General features: G+C 40.2%; 26 protein-coding genes. 21 read left to right on the top strand and 5 right to left on the bottom strand.

What is annotated here, in order from left to right:
- Positions 1-41: 41 nt before the first annotated feature.
- From ACAN52_RS01570 to ACAN52_RS01550, 5 genes are all read left to right on the top strand, one after another.
- Positions 42-302, top strand: coding sequence for a hypothetical protein (locus ACAN52_RS01570; protein ID WP_378951185.1), 261 nt, complete (start codon positions 42-44; stop codon positions 300-302).
- A 316-nt stretch (positions 303-618) separates the two neighbouring features.
- The gene (locus tag ACAN52_RS01565; RefSeq protein ID WP_378951182.1) at positions 619-1,311 is read left to right on the top strand and encodes a CAP domain-containing protein; all 693 of its coding nucleotides are present in this window, start codon (positions 619-621) and stop codon (positions 1,309-1,311) included.
- A 575-nt stretch (positions 1,312-1,886) separates the two neighbouring features.
- Positions 1,887-2,585 carry a DUF3794 domain-containing protein gene (locus ACAN52_RS01560; RefSeq protein ID WP_378951179.1) on the top strand — a complete coding sequence of 233 codons (699 nt, stop codon included), beginning with the start codon at positions 1,887-1,889 and terminating at the stop codon, positions 2,583-2,585.
- A 36-nt stretch (positions 2,586-2,621) separates the two neighbouring features.
- Entirely contained in the window at positions 2,622-3,584 is a 963-nt protein-coding gene (locus ACAN52_RS01555; protein ID WP_378951176.1) for an SPOCS domain-containing protein, read from the top strand.
- Positions 3,585-3,726: 142 nt separating this feature from the next.
- Positions 3,727-4,527: a HipA family kinase gene (locus ACAN52_RS01550; protein WP_378951173.1), complete on the top strand. Its 801-nt coding sequence runs from the start codon at positions 3,727-3,729 to the stop codon at positions 4,525-4,527.
- Here the strand turns inward: ACAN52_RS01550 and ACAN52_RS01545 are convergent.
- Positions 4,480-5,112: a L,D-transpeptidase family protein gene (locus ACAN52_RS01545; protein ID WP_378951170.1), complete on the bottom strand. Its 633-nt coding sequence runs from the start codon at positions 5,110-5,112 to the stop codon at positions 4,480-4,482. The two genes, ACAN52_RS01550 and ACAN52_RS01545, sit on opposite strands and share 48 nt — an antisense overlap.
- A gap of 172 nt (positions 5,113-5,284) precedes the next feature.
- Between ACAN52_RS01545 and ACAN52_RS01540 the strand changes: the two genes are divergently transcribed.
- The 10 genes from ACAN52_RS01540 to pth all read left to right on the top strand — a co-directional run bounded on the left by ACAN52_RS01540 (position 5,285) and on the right by pth (position 13,945).
- Positions 5,285-5,755: a chemotaxis protein CheW gene (locus ACAN52_RS01540; RefSeq protein WP_378951167.1), complete on the top strand. Its 471-nt coding sequence runs from the start codon at positions 5,285-5,287 to the stop codon at positions 5,753-5,755.
- A gap of 6 nt (positions 5,756-5,761) precedes the next feature.
- Positions 5,762-6,655: a 4-(cytidine 5'-diphospho)-2-C-methyl-D-erythritol kinase gene (gene ispE / locus ACAN52_RS01535; protein ID WP_378951801.1), complete on the top strand. Its 894-nt coding sequence runs from the start codon at positions 5,762-5,764 to the stop codon at positions 6,653-6,655.
- Positions 6,630-7,325, top strand: coding sequence for a GntR family transcriptional regulator (locus ACAN52_RS01530; RefSeq protein ID WP_378951798.1), 696 nt, complete (start codon positions 6,630-6,632; stop codon positions 7,323-7,325). Before ispE ends, ACAN52_RS01530 begins: the two co-directional genes overlap by 26 nt.
- 79 nt (positions 7,326-7,404) lie before the next feature.
- The gene (locus tag ACAN52_RS01525; RefSeq protein WP_378951164.1) at positions 7,405-8,193 is read left to right on the top strand and encodes a nucleotidyltransferase family protein; all 789 of its coding nucleotides are present in this window, start codon (positions 7,405-7,407) and stop codon (positions 8,191-8,193) included.
- Between the two features lie 167 nt (positions 8,194-8,360).
- Complete coding sequence (purR, locus tag ACAN52_RS01520; protein ID WP_378951161.1) at positions 8,361-9,170, top strand: pur operon repressor; 810 nt, start codon at positions 8,361-8,363, stop codon at positions 9,168-9,170.
- A 247-nt stretch (positions 9,171-9,417) separates the two neighbouring features.
- Entirely contained in the window at positions 9,418-10,779 is a 1,362-nt protein-coding gene (gene glmU, locus ACAN52_RS01515) for a bifunctional UDP-N-acetylglucosamine diphosphorylase/glucosamine-1-phosphate N-acetyltransferase GlmU (RefSeq protein ID WP_378951158.1), read from the top strand.
- A gap of 64 nt (positions 10,780-10,843) precedes the next feature.
- The gene (locus ACAN52_RS01510; protein WP_378951155.1) at positions 10,844-11,791 is read left to right on the top strand and encodes a ribose-phosphate diphosphokinase; all 948 of its coding nucleotides are present in this window, start codon (positions 10,844-10,846) and stop codon (positions 11,789-11,791) included.
- Between the two features lie 108 nt (positions 11,792-11,899).
- Complete coding sequence (locus tag ACAN52_RS01505) at positions 11,900-12,571, top strand: GNAT family N-acetyltransferase (protein WP_378951152.1); 672 nt, start codon at positions 11,900-11,902, stop codon at positions 12,569-12,571.
- Positions 12,564-13,391, top strand: coding sequence for a polysaccharide deacetylase family protein (locus tag ACAN52_RS01500; RefSeq protein ID WP_378951149.1), 828 nt, complete (start codon positions 12,564-12,566; stop codon positions 13,389-13,391). Before ACAN52_RS01505 ends, ACAN52_RS01500 begins: the two co-directional genes overlap by 8 nt.
- Positions 13,388-13,945: an aminoacyl-tRNA hydrolase gene (gene pth / locus ACAN52_RS01495; protein WP_378951146.1), complete on the top strand. Its 558-nt coding sequence runs from the start codon at positions 13,388-13,390 to the stop codon at positions 13,943-13,945. Before ACAN52_RS01500 ends, pth begins: the two co-directional genes overlap by 4 nt.
- Before the next feature lie 82 nt (positions 13,946-14,027).
- Here the strand turns inward: pth and ACAN52_RS01490 are convergent, their stop codons facing one another.
- Genes ACAN52_RS01490 through ACAN52_RS01475 form a run of 4 tightly spaced genes read right to left on the bottom strand, consistent with a single transcriptional unit; the run spans position 14,028 to position 17,607 of the window.
- Positions 14,028-15,398, bottom strand: coding sequence for a PTS fructose transporter subunit IIC (locus ACAN52_RS01490; protein WP_378951143.1), 1,371 nt, complete (start codon positions 15,396-15,398; stop codon positions 14,028-14,030).
- A gap of 27 nt (positions 15,399-15,425) precedes the next feature.
- The gene (locus ACAN52_RS01485) at positions 15,426-15,869 is read right to left on the bottom strand and encodes a PTS sugar transporter subunit IIA (protein WP_378951140.1); all 444 of its coding nucleotides are present in this window, start codon (positions 15,867-15,869) and stop codon (positions 15,426-15,428) included.
- Positions 15,870-15,876: 7 nt separating this feature from the next.
- Positions 15,877-16,830: a 1-phosphofructokinase gene (pfkB, locus tag ACAN52_RS01480; RefSeq protein WP_378951138.1), complete on the bottom strand. Its 954-nt coding sequence runs from the start codon at positions 16,828-16,830 to the stop codon at positions 15,877-15,879.
- 21 nt (positions 16,831-16,851) lie between these two features.
- Positions 16,852-17,607, bottom strand: coding sequence for a DeoR/GlpR family DNA-binding transcription regulator (locus ACAN52_RS01475; protein WP_378951136.1), 756 nt, complete (start codon positions 17,605-17,607; stop codon positions 16,852-16,854).
- A gap of 277 nt (positions 17,608-17,884) precedes the next feature.
- Between ACAN52_RS01475 and rpmE the strand changes: the two genes are divergently transcribed.
- The 6 genes from rpmE to ACAN52_RS01445 all read left to right on the top strand — a co-directional run bounded on the left by rpmE (position 17,885) and on the right by ACAN52_RS01445 (position 22,861).
- A complete protein-coding gene (gene rpmE / locus ACAN52_RS01470) occupies positions 17,885-18,088 on the top strand; it encodes a 50S ribosomal protein L31 (protein ID WP_378951133.1) in 204 nt (67 codons plus the stop codon).
- Between the two features lie 122 nt (positions 18,089-18,210).
- The gene (locus tag ACAN52_RS01465; RefSeq protein ID WP_378951130.1) at positions 18,211-19,071 is read left to right on the top strand and encodes a DUF1385 domain-containing protein; all 861 of its coding nucleotides are present in this window, start codon (positions 18,211-18,213) and stop codon (positions 19,069-19,071) included.
- A 99-nt stretch (positions 19,072-19,170) separates the two neighbouring features.
- Entirely contained in the window at positions 19,171-20,238 is a 1,068-nt protein-coding gene (gene prfA, locus ACAN52_RS01460; RefSeq protein ID WP_378951127.1) for a peptide chain release factor 1, read from the top strand.
- Between the two features lies 1 nt (position 20,239).
- A complete protein-coding gene (gene prmC, locus ACAN52_RS01455; protein WP_378951124.1) occupies positions 20,240-21,106 on the top strand; it encodes a peptide chain release factor N(5)-glutamine methyltransferase in 867 nt (288 codons plus the stop codon).
- Positions 21,107-21,166: 60 nt separating this feature from the next.
- Complete coding sequence (locus ACAN52_RS01450; protein WP_378951121.1) at positions 21,167-22,216, top strand: L-threonylcarbamoyladenylate synthase; 1,050 nt, start codon at positions 21,167-21,169, stop codon at positions 22,214-22,216.
- Between the two features lie 57 nt (positions 22,217-22,273).
- Positions 22,274-22,861 (top strand): manganese efflux pump MntP family protein, encoded by a 588-nt coding sequence (locus ACAN52_RS01445; protein WP_378951795.1) that lies wholly within the window; start codon positions 22,274-22,276, stop codon positions 22,859-22,861.
- Positions 22,862-22,903: the final 42 nt, after the last annotated feature.

The following is a 22,903-nucleotide window of genomic DNA, read 5'->3' as shown; positions in this document are numbered from 1 at the left end:
TTGACTATTGAATCATACAATAGTGCAAAGAGGTGATATTCATGAAAGAGTTTACTCATCGATTAAACTTGAATCGATATTGGCCATTTTGGAGTTTTCATTTTGGTATTCATATCGTACTTGGGTTGTTGGCTGGCATTGGAGGAATTGTAATCATTTGTACGCAAAGTGAAGTCATCAATGGTTTAGCCCTTGTAGGCGCGGGGAGTTTTGCCATTATAAATGGATGGCAAGGATTTTTAGAATTAAGAAAGAGTAAGGTTCACCAACTCTATAAGACCTATAAAAAAAGCAACCAGTAGTCATAGACTGGTTGCTTTTTGTTACGTAATCAGAAAGTAGAACACTTTCTAGGGTTACAAGTAAGAAGGGCTAAAGTTTTTATTATGTAAACATTGCCATGTGAAAAAAACAGGATATTTATTATGTAAAGTAGAATATGTGTAAAGGTAGTCGAAGAATAAAAAGACTTAATTTCACTGTTTATCAAGATATATTCGAGTTTAAGTCCTTTTTATCCAAAAATTTAGTCTTTCTAAATTCCTATCAAGATAAGAATAATAGAGAGACACATCCAGTGGTAAAAAAATTATGTAAAATAGAAAGGTGGTTATGTTATTGCGATATAGTAAATGTTCTAGTTTAGTTGCACTGAGTTTTTTGACGGTGTCATTGATTACGACATCATTTGGAGGGGCGTTTGCTACAGCTGCTTTGGCAGCTACACCTGAAGTGAGTAGCCAAGAAGTAAAGAATGATGATAATAAAGGATTGGTAGCGGGAATTGCTGCTATAGGCTTGATCAGTTTGCTATCAAACCATGGTGGAGATAAAGCTGGTACTGTACCAGCAAAGACTTCTACAACAACATCTACAAGTGGTAATTCCACGGGTACAACGACTACACCGGCTGCATCAAATTCTAATCTTGCTGCAGATGAAAAACTTGCATTTGATCTTTTAAATGCTGATAGAGCAAGCAATGGTTTGAAAGCATTAAAATTTAATTCACAGCTGACAAATTTAGGGGAAAAGTATGCTCAGGATATGATTAACCGTAACTTTTTCGCTCATACTAATCCAGAAGGTCAATCCCCTTTTGACAGAATGCAGCAAGCTGGTATTAGTTATAATTCTGCGGGAGAAAATATAGCGATTAATAGCAACGTAACGGCTGCTGAAAAAGCTTTTATGAATAGTTCGGGACATCGAGCTAATATTTTAAATACGGGTTATACTGAAGTTGGTATTGGCGTTCGTTATGATGCCAAAGGTTCCGCTTATGTCGTGCAAGAGTTTATTGGAAAATAAAATTTTACCATTGAAAAAGGATCCTGTGGCTTTTGGCTACAGGATCCTTTGTTTTACATAGAGACCCCGCATTTAGGGCACATGCCCCGATGTCTGTGATAGTCAAATTCATGGCCGCAGCAGGGGCAGATCTTATATAGACGGTATTGACAGACCTTATACAGTTTATAGTAGCACTTGTAAGTTTTCACACATTCTTTTTCCATCTTACATTTCATTTGAGACATGTCAGTACACATTTCAGAATAACAATCTTCAGTCATTTTTTCTTTCATATAAGGCATTTCTTCTTCGTGGCATTCATCTTTCATGTGGCAGTATTCCTGTTTGTAAGGGTGTCCATCACATTTATGGTAATTCATTCCTCACGATCCTCCTTGTATTTTTCCTACATCCCCTTTGGTAAGGGAGGTGTTATATTCTATGCGGATGAAAGTTAAAGTGTTATGGCGAGTTGACCATAGAGATATTTTTCTTCTTATACAAGGATGAGTGAGTGCTTTTCGTATTGAGACACATAAAAGATCATCTTCGCATATATATAAATAGAACATACAAAAAAGGGGGGAATATGTGTGGATGATAAAGATATACGCCAAAAATATGATCCGTGTACATTAGGGGCTGAGACCGGACCGCAAACCATTATCGTACGTCAGGTAATTGCGGAAGAAGAAAAACAAAAAGTCCTTGATATTCATGTTGTGGTGCCTGCCAAAAAACCGGCGATTGAGCAGATTGTTGATGTTTTTGTAAAGGATCTTGAAATTAATTGTGTTGATGTAATCACTGATAAGGTCATTGTACGTGGAGAATTTGAAATTAAGACCGTTTATGTAGCTTGTTTGCCTGATAATCCTGTGCATGCCATAGAAATCAAACACTATAAATGGACACAAGATATTGATATGCCTGGTGCACGTAAAGGTATGGATGCAGATGCTAGTGTCATTGTTGAGTTCGTAGACTACGATGTCGATGAATGCACTCGTGCTTATAAATACAAATATGAAGATATGGAAAACGATGATGATGATGACGAATGTGATGATGATGATGACCATGATCACGATGATGATGAATGTGATGATGAATGCGATGACGATCATCACCATGGCTGCGGCGGCGGACATAACCACCATCATCACCATCACCACCACAAATGCACTCGAGACTTTGACATATCAATAGTCCTCAAGATCATTGCCAAAGTTATGACCGATCGAGAAGTACAAATTGGTATGGGTACAATGCCTACAAAACCGAAAGGTTAAGCTTACAGTAATGTTTTACCAAAGGGGGGGAATTTAATGAAGGATGATTTGCGACAAAGTTCTGGTTCAACGACCTATAATTCAGGCGCAAGTTTTACAGGTACTGGAACGACTGATAATGCAGAATTAATTTGCGGATGCCCTGAGCCAGGTCCGGAGACCATTCAAGTAGAGCAGGTTCTTGGTGCAGAAATGTCACAAAAAGTTGTAGAATTTGACATGTTTGTGCCGTCACAAAAACCAGATATTAAACAAGTCATTGATGTCTATGTGAAAGATGTTGAAATTAATAGTGTTGATGTCATTCCTAATAAAGTGATTATTCGTGGTGATCTAGAGGTCAAGGTCATGTATGTAGCTGATTTAGAGAATGAACCAGTTCATGCCTTTGAACGAAAGCATGTTCGTTTTACCCGAGATATTGAAGTTGAAGGCGCAGAACGAGATATGGATGCGAGTGCGGATGTAACCGTTGAGTATGTAGATTATGATTTTCATCGGCATCATGATAAACGCAAAGTCCATATTACCATTGTACTTAAATTCTGGGCACGGGTGATTACAACTACGGAAATGGATGTTTATGCCTTGAGTCCTATTACTGAGGTTGGTCAAGTGGAATATACCAGTGCTAATGCATTAGAAAATGGTTATTCCACTGGTCTATTTGGCGGTGAAGCTACTTCTGCATCCCAGACAGGGGGCGGAGACATTGCGGCTTATGGTTCTGAAAATATGCTAATAACAGGTCCAGGAATCACTCCAACGGCTGGAACCATGATGGGTATCAGCGGCACAGGTACTATAAATGGGACTTCAGTAAATATCCGTACAGGGCCAGGTACGAATTTCCCTATTGTGACGAAGGTTAATAAAGATACGACTGTGACGATAAAAGAACAGGCTTTCGGTTGGTATAAAATTGCTCTCTCAGATGGTACCACAGGATGGGTTGCCAGCTGGTTGATTAACGGCAATACTGGTGTACCCAAAGGATAAAAGAATAAAGCACCGCACAAGCTGCTTACTTTAAGTAACTTGTGCGGTGTTTTTACATCTAATGTGTATGGTAGAGGCATATAGTGTAATGTAATCGAGTGGAAGAGATAAGACGTTGCTTTAGGGAGGGAGATTGATAAGAGTGTTAATTGCGCTCGAATATCTCGGTTCGGTGGGAATCGGAGTTACATCACCCCAGCTGTTTCGTGCTAACGATGGTAAGCTCTATGTTGTTAAGCTGCAAAATAATCGTCTAGGTACAAAGATACTTGTAAATGAGTATGTGGCATGGTGGTTTGGTCAATATATGGGACTTTGTTTTCCGCCAAGTGGTTTAATTAAAATTGATGAACAGATATTGCGCAATAATCGAAAGCTCAGATTGGCAAAGATAAGTCATCGGCTCCATTTTGCTAGTCAATACTTGCATAAAAATCGATATGTTGGAAAATCTGAGCTGCAAAATGCGGCAAATAAACAAGCGATGGCTGGTGTGATGTTGTTTGATGTTATGTTTCATAATATCGACCGTAGTAAAAATCGAAAAAATCTCTTAGTTTGCCGAGAAGAAGCAAATAATGTATTGTATGCGATTGATAATTCCCATTTGTTTATACGTGGGAGGTGGAGTATTCAGTCTTTAAAAAAATTATCAGAGCGCATTGTGATTAATCAATGGCGAGCTTATGGATGGTTACTGAATCATTTTTTGGTAGCGGAAGATTTTTCTCCTTATGTTGCAAAAGTGAAAAGTATTAAGGATGAAGACTTAGATTTTCTTATTGCAAGTATTCCGGAGGAATGGTTACCCCTGCCGAGTGAACGTGAGGCACTACGTGAATATATGATGATAAGGTGCAATCTTATTGATGATATTATGGCTGCATTGTATCGGTTAATTCCTGATGTAGACAGGGGTTCCTACTTTAACCAAAGAAAATAATTCTTCCACATTACTATTGTGCATGCGGATACAACCATGGGATACTAAAGTTCCGATTAACCAGGGCTGATTCGTGCCATGAATACCGTAGGAATCATAATTAAGACCTAACCACCGAGTTCCTAAGGCGCCACCAGGATTCATGAATTTTAGAGCAATGGCATAGTTGCCTAAAGGGGTAGGTGTACTTAATTTACCAATACCGATGGGATATTGTCGTATAGGATCATTGCCATTAAAAAGAGTCAGTCCAAGAGAAGAGGTACTAATCAAAATATTAGCTCGCGGCAGTGTAGAATCAGCTCGTTTTATCGCTGGCAAAGGAGTGATTTCGCTAACTGTTGCCTCCTGAAGGCGACAGTAGGTAACCCCGTCTATGATGCCTGTTGCAGGCAAATGCTGTTCTTCTTGAAATGAGGTCACAGCTTGGCTTGTGGATGTATCATATTTATTGTTAATCTGGGCATGATAGAAATGGTGTTTAGTTAAGAGTTCTTGTATTTTCCCAACAATAGGATGTTCCATATCTTCCCTAATTACAACGTCTGATAAGGGGTGGGGTAAATAGAGCATGCGAAGATTCATAATATCGACCTCCTTGAAAAATCTTTAGTTATTCTATGTAAGATAAGTTTTATTGGTGCACAGCAGACAAAACAGTAAAGTATATAACAAAAAAATTTCTAGCCTTTGCAGGCAAACACCGCTATCATATCGAATATAATACCAACAATATTTTATGGAGGGGGTTTGCCATATGGAACATACAACGTCAGAACAAGAAATTCAATTAGTGACTTTTCGTCTGGCTAGTGAAGAATATGGACTTCCGATTACTAAAGTCCAGGAAATTAATCGTCTTGTCCCAGTAACTAAGTTGCCTCAAACACCAAATTTTATGGAAGGCATTATTAATCTGCGAGGACGCATTATTCCTGTCATTGATTTACGAAAAAGATTTGAAATGGTCATCAGTGATCATGATGATGATACACGCATTATTATTGTAGAAATTAACGGTCAAGTCGTTGGTGTAACAGTTGATGCAGTTACAGAAGTCATTAGTTTGCATACTGCTAATATCGAACCGCCGCCTGCAACGGTTGCTTTGGATTCAAAATATATTGACGGTGTTGGTAAAATTAATGATCGACTCATTATTCTCTTAGATATTGATAAAATTTTAACAGATCAAGAAGAATTGACTGTCAAAAAAATAAGTGGTTAATTGATGATGTTAACAATACGAGCAAATGCGAAAATTAATTTAACACTTGACGTTCTTCATAAACGTACAGATGGATTCCATCAAGTCGAAATGATTATGCAAGCCATAGAACTTGCGGATATATTAAAATTAGAGGAAAATCAGAGTGGTGACATTAGTATAACGGCTAATGTGGCCCATTTGCCCTGTGATCAGAGAAATTTAGCTTATCAAGCCGCTATGCTGATCAGAGAAACCTGTCATGTGAGAACAGGTGTACATATTTTTCTGGAAAAAAATATTCCTATGTCGGCAGGCTTGGCTGGTGGAAGTACTGATGCCGCAGGTGTACTTTTAGGGCTTAATCGTTTATGGAATTTAGGATTGTCGTTGCCCGAATTATCTCAATTAGGAGCAAAACTTGGTTCGGATGTTCCTTTTTGTTTGCAAGGTGGTACGATGCTCGCAACAGGTCGAGGCGAACTTCTTGAAAAATTACCTTCCATGCCTCCTTGTTATGTGGTATTAGCTAAACCGAGATTTGGTGTTTCAACCGCTTGGGTATATGGTAAATACCGAGGAAATACTGTGCAATCCCATCCTGATACTGCTGGTGTGATATCTGCTCTTGGGCAAGGTGATTTACTAGAAGTGGCAGGACGTTTAAATAATGTACTAGAAAGTGTTACCATGGCAGAGTATTCTTTAATTAGAAAACTGAAAGAAAATATGTTGCAGTATGGTGCTATCGCTAGTTTAATGTCAGGTAGCGGTCCTACAGTTTTTGGTCTGGTTGAAGATAAGGTTAAAGCAGAATATATTGCAGATCAGCTTCGACGACAAAATGATGCTGAAATTATTATAACGAAAACAGTAGTAGAAAATGGGGGATATGATGGAAAGGCGATTATTACCGATTAAATTAGATAGTTATCAACCACTAAGAGAAGTGGTATGCGAAACATTGCGTAATGCTATTATTCAAGGTATATTAAAGCCTGGAGAACGGTTAATGGAGATTCAAGTATCTGAAGAATTGGGTGTAAGCCGTACGCCAGTAAGAGAAGCAATCCGAAAGCTTGAGTTAGAAGGCTTCGTTGTGATGATACCTCGGCGTGGTACTTATGTATCAGATCTGTCAATTAAAGATATTAATGAAGTATTTGAAGTTCGAACGGCTCTTGATGTGTTGGCTGCAGGGATGGCCGCTGAACGCATTACAGACGATGAACTTGAACAAATGGAACGATTATTAGTAGAACTTGGTGAACACATTGAGACCGATGATATGGACAAAATTGTAGAAGCTGATAGTCAATTTCATGATCTTTTATATAGTGCTAGCCGCAACAGTCGTCTTGTAGGGATCATCAATAACTTGCGAGAGCAATTGACACGGTTTAGATCTTTATCTATGTCTTATCCTGGACGACTCAAAGAAATGCTTGGTGAACATACTCGGCTCGTTGAATCTCTTGGACTGCGCAATGTCGCGTTAGCCAAACGTTTAGCAGGTGAGCATATGGCAAATGCTGAGCAAACCTTATTAAAAAATATGGTCGAACGTGGAGAATCATCTAAAGATGAATAGTATTTGATTTTTTGTGAGATAATATAAATAGAAAATTCCCTAGAAACTGAGCTTATACGTTTTTAGGTGGTAGATTTGTATGATCGATCATAGGGGAGGTATTGGTTATATGTATGATGCCATAATACTGGCTGGCGGTGAAAATAGTAAGTGTTTGAGTCATTTTTCATCTCAGCCGTATGAGGCGATGATTGAAATAGCCGGTAAACCTATGGTAACCTTTGTGGCAGATGCATTGGCAGCAGCTCCCCAGGTGGCGAGGATTTTTGTAATGGGTCCGGTTAAACAATTAGCCCAATGTAGTTTTCCTGAGAATGTAATACTTGTTGAGGGTGGCAGAACCATTACTGAGACCATTCAATTGGGCATGAATTCTCTTGGTCACAAAAATAAGGTATTGGTAGTGACGGCTGATATACCCCTATTAACACCGACAGCAATTAATGATTTTTTAACGCAATGTTCTAAAACTGAAGTGGATTTATATTATCCAATTGTGAGCCGTGAAATCAATAATCAACATTATCCTGGAAATAAACGCACCTATGTGCGATTTAAGGATGGAACTTATACAGGTGGTAATATTTTTTTAGTCAATCCAGTCATTGTTCCTCAATGTTTAGCAGTAGCCAAAGAATTGATCGATAATCGTAAGAACCCGTTTAAATTATGTTGTTTACTTGGTTGGGGGTTTGTGCTGAATTTTTTAATCGGCACATTAAGTTTGAGCAAAGTGAAGGAACGGGTGGCTAGTCTTCTAGGTGTTACTGGTACTGTCATTAAATCTTCTTATCCAGAATTGGGGATTGACGTTGATAAGCCAAGTGATCTAGAATTAGTACGTACTACCTTTTCTTTTCGTATATAACTATACGGTCTACGAGCGCGATAATAGTTATCGCGCTCTTTGTGTGCAATCAGAAAAAAATAAAAAATCTAACTCTGCAGGGATTTTGCAATTTTATGGGGAAACTGAATAATAATACTTAAAAATGAAAAAACATTCGGCATTTCTGTGATGGAGGAAAAGAATCAATGACTAAAGTACGAAGAGTTGAAAGAGTGGTCGCTCTGAGCAAAATGTTAATGGACATGCCTGGGTATTTATTTTCTTTGGGACATTTTAGTAATATATTTGGCGCAGCGAAATCTACCTTGAGTGAGGACATGGTGACAATAAAACAAGCCATCGAGCAGTTTGGATTGGGGACAGTTGAAACAGTATCTGGAGCTGCTGGTGGTGTGCGTTATGTACCATGCCACTCAGAAGAACGAATGAATACATTTTTGACTGGAATGGCCATGCGGTTAGCTGAACCTGAGCGAGTGATTCCAGGTGGCTTTTTATATATGTCTGATATTTTATTTATGCCTGATTTGATGGTACAAGTTGGCGAAATTTTTCGCACTCGATTTGCTCATTTGGCGCCTGACTATATTATGACAGTCGAAACCAAAGGTATTCCTTTAGCGTTTACGACGGCAAGGGCTTTTGGTTTGCCCTTGGTTATTGTGCGCCAGGGTGGTAAAGTAACAGAGGGACCATCTGTCAGTATTAACTATGTTACTGGTTCGGCAAAGCGGATTCAAACCATGTCCCTGCCTCGTCGCGCTCTTGTATCGGGTTCAAAGGTACTCGTGATTGACGACTTTATGAAGGCTGGTGGAACGGCACGCGGAATGATTGATCTAGCGAATGAGGTAGGTGCCAAGGTGGTTGGTACAGGAGTACTCATTGCAACAAATGAACCTGAAAAAAAATTAGTTGATGAATACTTGGCATTACTTATGTTACATGACGTAGATTCACATACTAAGAAGATTGATATTAGACCCGTATTTTAAGATTTTTATGCTGAAGTAAGGTTCTGCAAGGAGTAATCTAGAAACTGGTAACGCTAATATATGAAAAAAATATTGTTAAAAGTTTAAGAAAACAAATATAATGAGTAGATGCTTTAGAAATTTCTCTAGTTTTTAAAAAAATGTGCAGGAATGTCAGAATTGGTGTCGAAAAAAATAAAAGTTTGGTGTTTTGCTAAAGAAGAATCTAATTAGTAAAAAATGGTTTTAAAGTGAATGGAGGAAAGGTATGTCGGATTTACTGGCGGTAATTTTGGCGGCAGGTAAAGGTACACGCATGAAGTCAGCATTACCTAAAGTGCTACATCGCATTGGCGGCAAATCAATGATAGAGCAGGTCATTAATGCAGCGGATCTAGCAGGTGCGAAACGCAAGGTAGTGATTGTTGGTTTCGGGGCCCAAAGCGTAGAGACTGCTTTAGGTGAGCAAGCAGAATATGTTGTTCAAGAAGAACAATTGGGTACAGGACATGCTGTGATGCAGGCTGCTGAAATTCTACAAGGATTTGAAGGGACTGTAATGGTGCTGTGTGGCGATACGCCATTGCTTCAAGGACAAACCTTGGCTAAGCTGTTTGCTGAGCATCAGGCGGCGAAAGCAAGTGCTACAGTACTGACTGCTTGTATGCCTAACCCTACTGGTTATGGTCGAGTCATTCGAGATGAGAGTGGTCAAGTATTAAAGATTGTAGAGCAAAAAGATGCGAACAGTCGGGAACTTGCTGTCAATGAAGTGAATACAGGGATTTACTGTTTTGAACGTGCGGCTTTATTTGAAGCGTTGAATGGCATTACTTGCAATAATATGCAAGGGGAGTACTATTTGACCGATGTAATTGGTATTTTAGCACAAGGTCAGGCTAAGGTGTGGGCAGTACAGGTTGATGATTATCAGGAAACCTTAGGAATTAATTCACGCATACAGTTGGCTGAAGCAGAAAAAATACTACGAAGACGTAAATTAGCCAGTTTGATGGATAATGGTGTTACCATCATGGATCTTGACAGTACTTTTATTGATGAAGAGGTTTGTATTGAGCCTGATACTGTTATTTATCCTTTTACCTGGATTGAGGGTGCTACGACGATTGGTAAGGGTTGTGAAATAGGACCGAGTAGCCGTATTCAAAATTCCAGCATTGGTGATAATGCTATATTGCATTTCATATACGCTCATGATTGTCAGATTGGTAATCATGTAACAGTTGGTCCCTATGTTCACTTGCGCCCTAATACTACGATTGCTGATGGGGTTAAAATTGGTAATTTCGTAGAAGTCAAGAATTCTCAAATTGGCAAGGGAAGTAAAATTCCACATTTGAGCTATATTGGTGACACTGATATGGGCGAAAAAGTGAATATTGGTTCGGGTACCATCACTGTCAATTATGATGGTAAAAATAAACATCGTACGACTCTTGAAGATGGAGTCTTCATCGGTTGTAATACCAATCTGGTTGCTCCTGTGACCGTTGGTAAAGGAGCTTATGTAGCTGCTGGATCAACAATTACTAAAGATGTGCCATCAAAAGCTTTGGGTGTGGCCAGAGCGCGTCAAAATAATATTGATGGTTGGGTTAATAAAAAGTAAGGCTAAGATTTTGCCAGTAATTTTATAAAGTAAGAAAAAGCATACTCAGGAGGTATTTTATATTTTGGAAGATATTAAGAGATTGCGGATTTTTTCCGGTAATTCCAATCCGTGTTTGGCTAAGGAAATTGCGAGCCATTTAGGGCTTACGATGGGGAATGCTTTTGTTGGGCATTTCAATAACGGAGAAACGCAAGTTATTATTGACGAAAGTGTGCGCGGTAAAGATGTATTTATTGTGCAACCAACTTGTAATCCTGTAAATGACAGCATGATGGAGCTTTTAATCATGGTAGATGCTGCCAAGCGCGCTTCTGCAAGAACCATTACAGCGGTCATTCCTTATTATGCTTATGCTCGGCAAGATCGAAAAACTCGTGGTCGGGAACCTATTTCTGCGAAATTAATTGCTAATTTATTAACAACAGCTGGAGTTAGCCGTGTTATTACAGTTGATTTGCATGCTGGACAAATCCAGGGATTTTTTGATATTCCTGTGGATCATTTACCTGGTGTGCCATTACTTGCTGACTATATTCGTTCCAAGAATTTGGATGACCTTATCGTTGTATCACCAGATTTAGGTGGGGTAACTCGTGCTCGACAACTGGCGGATCGCCTTCATGCGCCGATTGCCATCATTGAAAAACGTCGCCCGATGCCTGGTGTGGCTGAGGTTATGAATTTGATTGGTAATGTATCAGGAAGAACGGCTGTTATGATTGATGACATTGTCGATACTGCTGGCTCTCTGACAGAGGGTGCGAATGCTCTAATGAAATATGGCGCAAAAGAAGTCTATGCTTGCTGTACTCATGGTGTATTGAGTGATCCTGCGATCTCTCGTATTAATGGGTCAGTGATCAAAGAATTGGTGATTACCAATACCATTCCATTGCCACCAGAAAAAGAAAGCGAAAAAATTAAAGTATTGTCTATGGCACCTCTTTTGGGTGAAGCTATTCTTAGGATTTTTAGCGAACTGCCTGTTAGTAAAATGTTTGAAGAATAACAAATAGATTCGAATAGGGGTTTGGCTTATTGGAAATAAGTCAAACCCCTATTTACTATTGCGCATAGTCTATCATATGGTATAATCCCATTAAGGTTGGTGATGGTGATGATACAACAATCGTTCAATGATAAATCAGGGGCAATCATCGAACAAGGAAAAATCACTCATATCCCTGTTATTGCGGCATTGTTTACTGAATGTTTTAAAGAAAGCGTATTGCATCACTGTGGTGGGAATTTGCCGAGTCCGCGTGCTATGGAGGATGTCTTTGCTTTAGTTTATCAGGCAGAACCTGAGGCGACCTTGTTAGCGCGTGATGGCAGCAGTGGAGAGTATATTGGTTATTGTTTGGCTCCGACTCGCTTATCGGGGTTATGGCTCAGGGCTTTATGGGAAGGTCATTTGCTGAAATGGACTTGGCGTTGGCTAACAGGACAATATGGTTTTGGCTTTCATCCAATAAAAATCATTGTAATGAATAAACTGGCATTTTTACAGTCGTCGATTGAGCCAACTCAAACAGCCAATGCTCGTATTTTATCAATTGCGGTATTGCCGAAGGCGCGAGGGCGAGGTATTGCTAGCCAACTGATTGGGGCAGCGGTAGACTACTTTACTCTTCAAGGGGTGACGAGAGTGCGTCTTGAAGTGCGACCTGACAATCTTGCAGCCCTTAGGGTCTATGAAAAGTGGGGGTTTATTGTTGATGGTTATACGATGGATTCCCAAGGGAAATGGTTAATTATGTTTAAAGAAATGGAGCATTCTCATGTTTGATATAAAAATACGCCTAGTGAGTATGTTAGGATTGTTGACAGTCATTGTATTGGGCGGGCTTATTCTTGATTATCGTCATATGCTGAGAAGGCCTATGCGCATAGGAATTGGTCTGGCTCTTGTCGGTATTGCTGCCGGTGCCTTCTTGACCTTATGTGCTGTGTTGCCAGAAAATCATGTATTTGGGCAGGTATTCTTTGAATCACAAACAAACAAAAAAGTCGTTGCCCTTACTTTTGATGATGGTCCTTATTCTCCTTATACTGAGCAAGTTCTTGATGTGCTCAAAGAATATCAGGTGCCAGCGACTTTTTTTGTTGTTGGGCAAAATGTTGAAAAATATCCTGAATTGGTGCAGCGTATTGTGAATGAAGGTCATCAATTAGGTAATCATACTTATCATCATGTTGATTTATTAAAAAGCGATCGAAAAACCATTGAAGAAGAAATTGATCATACAAATCGAGTGATAAAGGCGGCTGTTGGTACGACTCCTCATGTTGTGCGCCCACCTCACGGTTTTCGTGATCCTGTAGTTATGGAAATCATGGCTGTTCGTGGCTTGAAAGTCGTCGAATGGTCAATTATGAGTCGGGACTGGACCAATCCTGGAGTCGATGTTATTGTTGATCGGACTGTTGCAAAAGTTAAAAATGGTTCTATTATTCTCCTTCATGATGGAGATGGTATTGACTCGAGAGCTTCTCGGATTCAAAGTGTTGAAGCGACTCGGCGTATTATTCAAACTCTGACTGCTCAAGGATATCAATTCGTGACTGTCGATGAAATTTTAGCTAAAACGGAGGAAAATAAGTCGTGAAAATTGTTGTAGGATTGGGCAATCCGGGGGATGAATATCGTGACACTCGGCATAATGTAGGTTTTATGGCTGTCGATGAAATAGCGCGTCGTTTGGGAATCCATTCGTGGAAAAAACGTAATCAGGCATTGGTTGCTGAATATCGTGGCGATGAATCAATCTTGCTTGTTAAGCCGCAGACATATATGAATTTGAGTGGTATCGCCGTGGGAGAATTAGCCCGTTGGTATAAAGTTCCTGTTGAAGATGTGATTGTTATTTTTGATGATATGGATTTACCCATTGGACGGCTGCGTTTGCGGATGAAAGGCGGATCAGGTGGACATCGAGGGATAGAATCTTTGTTGAATCAGTTATCTAAAGATACCTTTAATCGCGTGCGTATTGGTATTGATCGACCGCCAACAGGTTGGCAAGTAGTGGATTATGTACTGAGTCGCTTTACAAAAGAAGAACAACCTTTACTAGAAAGTGCCATCGATAAAGCTGCGGAGGCAGTAGAATGCATTGTTAAGCAAGGTATGAATAAGGCGATGAATATACATAATAAGTAGAATGTCTTTAAAAAAATCCTACTGCTTCATTGGTTTTTAAGCCAATTGAGCAGTAGGATTTTTTTGATGGAGCATCATCCTTTTATTCGTTAGTCGGATTAATATTTTTTTTGAAAATTGATAGCAGGATTGCTGTAACGACTGTTCCGGCAAGGATGGATACAACGTACATTCCAAGATTGCCCACAGCATTAGGAATCAGGAGTACGAAAATACCACCATGAGGTGCTCGCAATGTACAATTGAAGATCATGGATAATGCACCTGTTACAGCTGAACCGATTACAATAGACGGAATAACACGTACTGGGTCAGCAGCGGCAAAGGGGATGGCGCCTTCTGTAATAAAAGAAATACCCATTACAGAAGCTGCTTTGCCTGCTTCTTGTTCTTCAGGAGTGAATTTCTTCTTAGCGATATAAGTTGCTAGTGCTAGACCTAAAGGTGGAGTCATACCTGCGGCCATGATCGCTGCCATTGGTTCAAATACATTGCTGCCGAGTAAACCAACACCAAAGGTATAGGCAACTTTATTAACTGGACCTCCCATATCAAAGGCCATCATTGCACCGAGGAGAAGACCAAGCAGACCTGCATTGGCAGAAGACATACCTTTTAATGTTTCAGTCATAATATCCATAATTGCTTTGACAGGAGTGCCGATGACATAAATCATTAAAAGACCAATGGCTAATGTGGAGAAAAGAGGGATAATCAGCATCGGTTTGAGGCCTTCTAGACTTTTTGGTAATTGAACAGCATTTTTGATCCAAAGGGCAATATAACCAGCGCAGAAACCAGCGATAATACCGCCGAGAAATCCGGAACCAATTTTAGAAGCCAGCATTCCGCCAACGAGACCAGGAACAAGTCCAGGACGATCTGCAATGGAATAGGCGATAAAGCCGGAGAGGATTGGTACGAGCATTGCGAAGGCTGCACCGCCACCGATATCCATTAAGGCGGCGGCCAGGGTTCCTTTTTCTTTAAAAGCTTCAATACCGAAAACGAAAGAAAGAGCAATGATTAAACCGCCCGCTGCAACCAGTGGGATCATATGAGAAACACCATTCATTAGATGTTTGTACACACCTGTTCTAGCTGATCGATTTGTTTGTTGGGCAGCTGTAGCACTGACAGAAACTGTACTTTTCTTTGAACTGACGGCTTTTTCAATAAGGCCTTTAGGATTTTTTATGGCCTCTTGGACAGTTGCGTCAATGATCGTTATTCCTTGGAATCGTTCTCGATCAACGTTGGTATCGGCAGCAATGATAATCGCATGAGCGCCTTTGATATCCTCGTCGGTCAGTTCGTTTTCGACGCCTACAGATCCTCTGGTTTCGACTTTCATTTCATGACCGGCTGCTTTGGCAGCCATTTGTAGGGATTCAGCCGCCATATAAGTATGAGCAATTCCGTTAGGGCAGGATGTGATACCTAAAAGTTTCATGATCAAGAACCTCCCTTTATTTTTTTATTATTGAAATGCATCTAATACGTCCTCGTAGGTTTTGGCAGACATGAGACGATCTCTAACTTCTTGGTGCATCAGCTTACGAGAGATAAAAGATAAGACTTTAAGATGAACATCATTTGAGTCTGCAGGAACGGCAATCAAAAATAGGATGTGTGCGAGAGTTTCATCGAGTGATTCATAGTCAATCCCTTTCTTAGAGATACCTAAGGTTAAAGCCGCTTCTTTTACGCTGCTATCTTTTGCGTGAGGAATGGCAATTCCCATACCAATGCCAGTGGAAAATTCTTTTTCTCGATGTAATACGGCGATTTTATATTGTTCTTTGTCAGAAAGTTTGCCGTCGGCATCAAGGATGTCGATGAGTTCGTCGATAACCTCTAATTTTGTTGTTGCCTGTAGATCAAAATTCACCCGGGATGCTGATAATAAGTCTTGAATGTTCATTTTTAAATTACCTCCACTCATTTATTTGAACTTTATTGATTAATTCATTTACTTGTTTTAAAGAGGCGGCTTGTGTACCAGGAAGGGCAACTGCTGCACCAGCTGAAGCTGAGGCTAGACGAACACTCTCTGCAAGTGATAGGTTACGGGCTTGGCCGACGCTAAAACCAGCTACGAAAGCATCCCCGGCACCGACAGTACTGCAAACAGGGACAGTCGGCGCTTTGGCTCTAAGAATTTGATGAGAGTCGGCCACCAAAGAACCTTTTTCTCCAAGGGAAATAGCAACTTTCTCGATTCCCTGGTTGACTAATTGTTTGATTGCTTTAAGAATTTCTTCATCCGATTCCAGTGGTGAATTGAGCAATTGGCTCAGTTCAGGTAAATTGGGTTTGACGGCAAATGGACGGGCCGCGATGCCAGCGGCTAAAGCCGGTCCGCTCGTATCTAAGATGACTTTACAATTATATTGGTGAAGCATGGTAATGAATTGAGCGTAGATGTCTGTTGGAATTGTTGGAGGTAAACTTCCTGAGAGTACAAACCATTTATGAGTGATCGCTAGTTGGCGTAAGGTCGAGAATAAATGGTCGAGATCTAAAGGCGTTGGTGTAACACCAGGAAAGTTTAATTCGCTAACCATATCCTTACTCGTATCGACGATTTTAATATTAACGCGGTTTTCCCCAGATGTTTCTACGAATTGATTATGAATTTCTTCTTTTTTAAAATAGTTTTCAAATACAGAGGCATTATTAGTTCCTAAAAATCCTGTTACTAAAACAGGGTGTTCGAGGGCTTTTATGACTTTTGCTACATTAATACCTTTACCTCCAGGATCAGTACGCTCACTGGCTACACGATTGACTTGTCCTAAAAGGAAAGTTGGCAGATGGAGTGTACGATCAATGGCAGGATTTAATGTGACAGTCACAATCGGTATTTCAGTTTGTTTATCCAATCATATCGACTCCTTTTATTTTTATTCAGCGACAAGTACTTGCGTATGAGTTCTTAGACAATCAAGAGTGTCCTTTGGGGTGCCGCTATCAGTAATAATCATTGATAATTCATTTAGATTGCAAATTTTGCAAAAGGTTTTTTGTTCAAACTTGGAATGATCTACGACTAAGATGGATTGTCGAGCTGACTGTAGCATGAGACCTTTGGTTTCGGCTTCTGCTAAATTGTGCGTTGAGGCACCGAGCATACAATCTACAGCATTGGCAGCAACAAATGCCTTATCAAAACAAAAGAGTTTAAGCATGGCATTTGTCAAAGGGCCGACAAGAGAATTAATGGATTTACGCCATGCGCCACCGAGTAGTAAAACTTCGATATCCGGTTCTTCGGCGAAGATGCAAGCGACATCCATACTATTTGTGGCGATTGTTAATCGTTTACCACAGAGGGCTCGAGCGATTTCTCGACTGGTTGTACCTGCATCGAGCAATATCGTTTCTCCGTCTTGAACCAAGTTGGCTGCTGCAAGGGCAATTTGCCGTTTTTCATCAAGAAGAAACACTTCCCGATCGTGGAAACTGAGCTCTGAATCAAGTTGAGGCGAGACAGCGCCGCCATGTGTTCTTTGTAATAAACCGATATTTTCTAATTCTTGCAAATCACGGCGTATCGTGGCTTCTGAAACGCTAAATAATATGCTAAGTGAAACAACTTTGACAGGATGTCCTGATTTTATTAATTGAATGATTTTATTACGACGTTCTTCGGCAAACATATTATTTTAATTTCTCCTCAAGCAAACCGATTATTTTGATTATTCAATAATGTTCGCTTGTGTTTATTATAAGATTTTTATAGTTTAAAGTCAATCATAAATGAACAAAAATAATCACAAACGAATAAAAAAATGAGATTTATTGAGAATATTGATTTATATTTTCTCTTTATAAATAATTATCCTCTCTGTGACTGAAATAGTGTTGCGTATGGGAAACAGGTATGCTACAATTGTCTGGTAAAAACACAAGTGGCTTTAGAGAGAGGTGCAATAAATGAAAGACAAAATTCATCCTAATTATGGTGAATCAAAAGTAACGTGTGGTTGTGGTAACACTTTCCTAACTGGTTCTGTTAAAAAAGAACTACGTATCGATGTGTGTTCCAAATGTCATCCGTTCTTTACTGGTCAGCAACGTAATATTACTGCTGGCGGACGTGTTGAGAAATTCAATAAACGTTATGGTACACAGGCCTAAAAACCCGGTAGCAGAGCAGAAATGCTCTGCTACATTTATATCCGCTAGCAATGGGGTTAAAATATGCTTTTAATGAAGCCAGAAGGCGCACGTTTGTTTGCTATATAAAAGGAGGGGATACCGTGAAACCTAAAGTGAGCATTGGCGGGCAAGCAGTGATCGAAGGTGTTATGATGCGGGGCCCAGGTGTTATTGCTACAGCCGTTCGAGAACCATCAGGTGAAATTCTAGTTAAAACAGAGTCTTTCACACCGATTAGTAATCGGTATCCTATTTTGAAAAAACCAATGATAAGAGGAGTCGTTGCTTTGGTTGAGTCCTTAGTACAGGGACTTAGAGCCTTGTCCTTTTCAGCTCAAGCAGCTGGTGAAGAAGGGGAAGAGTTATCCAATAAAGAAATTGCTCTTACAATGATGTTTTCGTTGGGACTCGCGATTCTGTTGTTTGTTATTATCCCGACTTATACGGCAAAATATATTCATAGCGCTGTGACAGATCCTCGGCTCCTCAATTTACTGGAGGGTGTACTTAGATTTGCTATTTTTTTAGCGTATATTATGGCAATTTCTAAGATGAAAGATATTCATCGAGTTTTTGAATATCATGGCGCTGAACACAAAACCATTCACGCTTATGAGGCTGGTGTACCTCTAGATGTTGAGCATGTGCGTACCTATAGCACTTTGCATCCACGCTGCGGTACCAATTTCTTACTCATTGTGATGATTGTTAGTATTATTATATTTGCTTTTTTAGGTTGGCCAGAGTTATGGGTTCGTATTGTATCTCGTATTGTACTCATGCCAGTCGTGGCAGGCCTTGCCTATGAAATCATTCGTTTTGCGGGCAAGAGTGAGGCCGCATGGGTTCAGTTTGCAATTGGCCCAGGGCTATTATTGCAAAAGTTAACGACACGAGAACCTAGTGATGATCAAATCGAAGTGGCGATTAAAGCTTTAGAAGCAGCTCGTCCTGTACAATAAAAATAAACAAAATGTTAGAGGCTGAAGAAAAAGGTTCATAGATAAGACAGGTGCTATATGAACCTTTTTCTGACAGACTCTTTTAGAGGAGTAATAATCATGCTCGATAAATTACAAGCCATTGAAGATAGACATACTGAGCTAGAAAATCTCATTAGTGATCCTTCTGTTCTGGCGAATATGGTAGAATGGCAAAAACATACGAAAGCTCATTCGAAATTAACACCGATCGTAGCCAAATTTCGTGAGCAAAAAGAAGTCAACCAAGGTATTGCAGATGCTCTTGAAATGCTTGGTGAGAAGCTAGAAAATGACTTTCGGCAAATGGTTACGGCTGAGTTATCAGAACTAAAAGCGAAAGCTGAAATTATTAATGAAGAATTGCGGATCTTGTTATTACCCAAAGATCCTAATGATGAAAAAAGTGTGATTGTTGAGATTCGTGGTGGAGCAGGTGGTGATGAAGCTGCCTTATTTGCTGGGGATTTATTTCGTATGTATACTCGTTATGCTGATGACCATGGTTGGCGTACAGAATTACTTGATGCCAATGCTCCTGATTCAGGAGGTTTTAAAGAAGTTGTCTTTGTAATTGATGGTGATGGTGCTTATAGCCGCTTGAAATATGAGAGTGGTGTTCATCGTGTACAACGTGTACCGACCACTGAATCAAGCGGACGAATCCATACCTCTACGGTGACTGTTGCTGTACTTGTTGAAGCAGAAGAAGTCGATGTAGTGATTAATCAAAATGATCTTAGGATTGACACTTATTGTGCGAGTGGTGCTGGCGGACAGCATGTTAATAAAACCGAGTCAGCAGTCAGAATTGTTCATTTACCTACAGGGATTGTTGTTCAATGCCAAGATGAAAAATCCCAAATGAAGAATAAAGACAAGTGTATGCGCGTTTTGAGATCTAAGGTGTTAGAAATGGCACAAGAAGCACAGCAAGCTGAGCAAGCTGAAGAACGCAAAAGTCAGGTCGGGACAGGTGATCGTAGTGAACGAATTCGCACCTACAATTTCCCTCAAGGACGTGTGACTGATCATCGCATTGGTTTAACCTTGCATAAACTGGATTTTGTACTCAATGGCGATCTCGATGAAATTATTAATGCTTTGATTGCTACAAATCAAAGTAAACGTATGCAGCAGGTTGACTAAGATGAAAAACAATAAAGAAGTGTGGCGAATTGATACAATTTTAAATTGGACTCGGCAGTACTTCGGTGAAAAAGGCGTGGAAAATCCACGTCTTGATGCCGAAGTACTGCTTTCCCATATTTTAAGAAAAGATCGTATCTATTTATATGTACATTTTGATCAACCCTTAGAAAGTGGAGAATTAGCAGCTTTTCGTGCAGCTGTCAAAAAGCGAGCTGCTCGTTTGCCTGTAGCCTATATTACAGGTATAAGAGAGTTTATGGGACTAGATTTTGAAGTCACGCCTGCTGTCTTGATTCCAAGACCTGACACGGAGATTTTAGTGGAGACGGCGCTGAAAATGTTAGCAACAGTTGACAGTCCTCAACTATTAGACCTTGGGACAGGAAGCGGCGCAATTTGCATCAGCATGCTAGCAAACTTACAGTCGGCTAAGGCTGTTACTGTTGATATTTCTCCAGAAGCTATCATGGTTGCAAGAGGCAATGCTGAAAAACATGGAGTGACTGAGCGCCTTACTTTCTGCCAGGGAGATCTATTTGCTCCTGTGAAGGGGCAAATCTTTCATGCTATTTTATCCAATCCGCCCTACATTCCAGAAGATGATATGGTAAGTTTGACTCCTGAAGTTAGACAAGAACCTAATTTGGCTTTAGTCGGTGGTAAGGACGGGCTTGATTTTTATCGACGTATCATTCATGAAGGACCAACTTATTTGGCAACTGGTGGTTTTATTGCGCTGGAAGTTGGGATTGGACAGGCAGAGCAAGTTGCAAATCTTGCTGAAGAAGGTGGTTTTTTCACTGTCAGTGAGATTGTGAAGGATTATGGCGGGATTGAAAGAGTTGTTGTATTGACTCAAAAGTAAAGAGTGTTGTCAACAATAATGCTTAATTCAACGGATTGAGTTACAAAGTGAGGATTAACTATGCAAACGAAATATTTCGTTGTGGATAAAGATGAACCTGATCTAAAAATGATGGAAGAAGCTGCTAGACTACTGAAACAAGGTGGCTTAGTAGCTTTTCCTACAGAAACCGTATATGGGCTAGGAGCGAATGGCCTTGATAGCGAAGCAGTTGCGAAAATTTATAAAGCTAAGGGCAGACCTTCTGATAATCCTTTGATTTTACATATTGCAAATCAAGAGGAATTAGTGCCGCTCGTTACTAGTATTCCAGCAAACGCCCAAGTATTAATGGATACATATTGGCCTGGACCTCTTACAGTAGTACTTGAGAGGTCTAGGCTTGTGCCTGATATTATCTCAGGAGGTCTCGATACTGTTGCTGTACGTTTGCCTGGGAGTAAAGTAGCTCGTCAGCTGATTTCTTTAGCTGGTGTACCTATTGCTGCGCCCAGTGCCAATACTTCAGGACGCCCAAGTCCAACCAGTGCCCAAGCGGTTCTCTCTGATCTTGAAGGACGTATTGATGGAGTGGTTGACGGGGGGGATTGTTATATTGGCGTGGAGTCAACAGTTGTAGATTGCACGACTCCTGTACCCACCTTACTGAGACCTGGTGGAATTACCGTGGAAATGCTCATAGAAACTTTAGGAGAAATTGAAATTGACCCTACTCTCGGTGGTAGCGTAGAGTGTGCGCCAAAGTCGCCAGGTATGAAATATACTCATTATGCTCCTAGCGCTCCCATGGTCTTATTTGAAGGTAGATATTCTAGGATTGAGGACTTTATGTTAGAAGAGATCCAAAGAGCATTAGAGATGGGCAAAACAGTCGGTGCGATTGTTTCTGCAGAGACCGCTCAACGTCTGCCTGAAAATCTTATTGTGGCTATCTACGGCCAACGTGGGCAAACCGCTGAAATTGCTGCGAATTTATATACAGCCCTACGTAGTTTTGATGATTATTCGGTTGATGTCATTTATGCCGAAGGCATTGATGAACAAGGTTTGGGACTCGCTGTCATGAATCGCTTGCGTAAGGCAAGTGGCTATAAAATTATCAAAGTTTAACATATCTCCTATTCTCTCCACATATATATGAGCTGTGGAGGTGGGGTAGTGAGTAATATGGAATTAGTGGTTTTAAGTATCGCTTTAGGGACAGATTTATTTTCAGTGGCCATTCCCATTGGTATGAATCCCATGAGATTTTCCCTTGTTTTTCGCGCAGCGATTACCTTTTCAATATTTCATATTGTACTTATCTTAGCAGGTTATAATATAGGGCATTTTCTTGGGGCAGTCGTTGAGCAGGTGGGGGTTGATCATGTTCAATACCCTATGATGGCGATGCAAAATTGGGCTAATGTATTAGGAGCCCTTGTATTAACTGGTTTGGGTATACATATGATTAAAGAAAATTTGGCTGATTCCCAGCCTGATGAAAATAAACCTCATCCTTTGCAGGGCGTTTCCCTGTTGTTATTGGCGACAAGTGTCAGTATTGATGCGTTAGCTGCTGGTTTTAGCATGGGGATGCTTGATGTAAATTTGGTTAAATTAAGTTTTATATTAGGAATTGTCATTTTTGTGATTGCTGTGCTAGGTCTAACATTAGGGCATCGTGCTGGTCGTTATATTGGTAAGCGTGCTGAACTGATGGGAGGAATTGTACTCATTTTCTTAGGATTGCATCTATTTTGGAGTATGATGTAATTGTGGCTGAGTGAGGCGGTCGTCTGTCCGTTGCTGACGGAG

Origin of the sequence: Pelosinus sp. sgz500959, from assembly GCF_042610375.1 — a bacterium.
In the GTDB taxonomy this organism is placed as follows: Bacteria; Bacillota; Negativicutes; order DSM-13327; family DSM-13327; genus CTSoil-075.
This window is presented reverse-complemented; position numbering and strand designations above follow the sequence as displayed.

Excerpts from the sequence above, each read along its gene's own strand:
- ACAN52_RS01570 (WP_378951185.1), top strand. The coding sequence starts at position 42 with ATGAAAGAGTTTACTCATCGATTAAACTTGAATCGATATTGGCCATTT.
- ACAN52_RS01555 (WP_378951176.1), top strand. The coding sequence starts at position 2,622 with ATGAAGGATGATTTGCGACAAAGTTCTGGTTCAACGACCTATAATTCA.
- ACAN52_RS01545 (WP_378951170.1), bottom strand. The coding sequence starts at position 5,112 with ATGAATCTTCGCATGCTCTATTTACCCCACCCCTTATCAGACGTTGTA.
- ACAN52_RS01540 (WP_378951167.1), top strand. The coding sequence starts at position 5,285 with ATGGAACATACAACGTCAGAACAAGAAATTCAATTAGTGACTTTTCGT.
- ispE (WP_378951801.1), top strand. The coding sequence starts at position 5,762 with ATGTTAACAATACGAGCAAATGCGAAAATTAATTTAACACTTGACGTT.
- ACAN52_RS01530 (WP_378951798.1), top strand. The coding sequence starts at position 6,630 with ATGGAAAGGCGATTATTACCGATTAAATTAGATAGTTATCAACCACTA.
- ACAN52_RS01525 (WP_378951164.1), top strand. The coding sequence starts at position 7,405 with ATGATCGATCATAGGGGAGGTATTGGTTATATGTATGATGCCATAATA.
- purR (WP_378951161.1), top strand. The coding sequence starts at position 8,361 with ATGACTAAAGTACGAAGAGTTGAAAGAGTGGTCGCTCTGAGCAAAATG.
- glmU (WP_378951158.1), top strand. The coding sequence starts at position 9,418 with ATGTCGGATTTACTGGCGGTAATTTTGGCGGCAGGTAAAGGTACACGC.
- ACAN52_RS01505 (WP_378951152.1), top strand. The coding sequence starts at position 11,900 with ATGATACAACAATCGTTCAATGATAAATCAGGGGCAATCATCGAACAA.
- ACAN52_RS01500 (WP_378951149.1), top strand. The coding sequence starts at position 12,564 with ATGTTTGATATAAAAATACGCCTAGTGAGTATGTTAGGATTGTTGACA.
- ACAN52_RS01490 (WP_378951143.1), bottom strand. The coding sequence starts at position 15,398 with ATGAAACTTTTAGGTATCACATCCTGCCCTAACGGAATTGCTCATACT.
- ACAN52_RS01485 (WP_378951140.1), bottom strand. The coding sequence starts at position 15,869 with ATGAACATTCAAGACTTATTATCAGCATCCCGGGTGAATTTTGATCTA.
- ACAN52_RS01475 (WP_378951136.1), bottom strand. The coding sequence starts at position 17,607 with ATGTTTGCCGAAGAACGTCGTAATAAAATCATTCAATTAATAAAATCA.
- rpmE (WP_378951133.1), top strand. The coding sequence starts at position 17,885 with ATGAAAGACAAAATTCATCCTAATTATGGTGAATCAAAAGTAACGTGT.
- prfA (WP_378951127.1), top strand. The coding sequence starts at position 19,171 with ATGCTCGATAAATTACAAGCCATTGAAGATAGACATACTGAGCTAGAA.
- prmC (WP_378951124.1), top strand. The coding sequence starts at position 20,240 with ATGAAAAACAATAAAGAAGTGTGGCGAATTGATACAATTTTAAATTGG.
- ACAN52_RS01450 (WP_378951121.1), top strand. The coding sequence starts at position 21,167 with ATGCAAACGAAATATTTCGTTGTGGATAAAGATGAACCTGATCTAAAA.
- ACAN52_RS01445 (WP_378951795.1), top strand. The coding sequence starts at position 22,274 with ATGGAATTAGTGGTTTTAAGTATCGCTTTAGGGACAGATTTATTTTCA.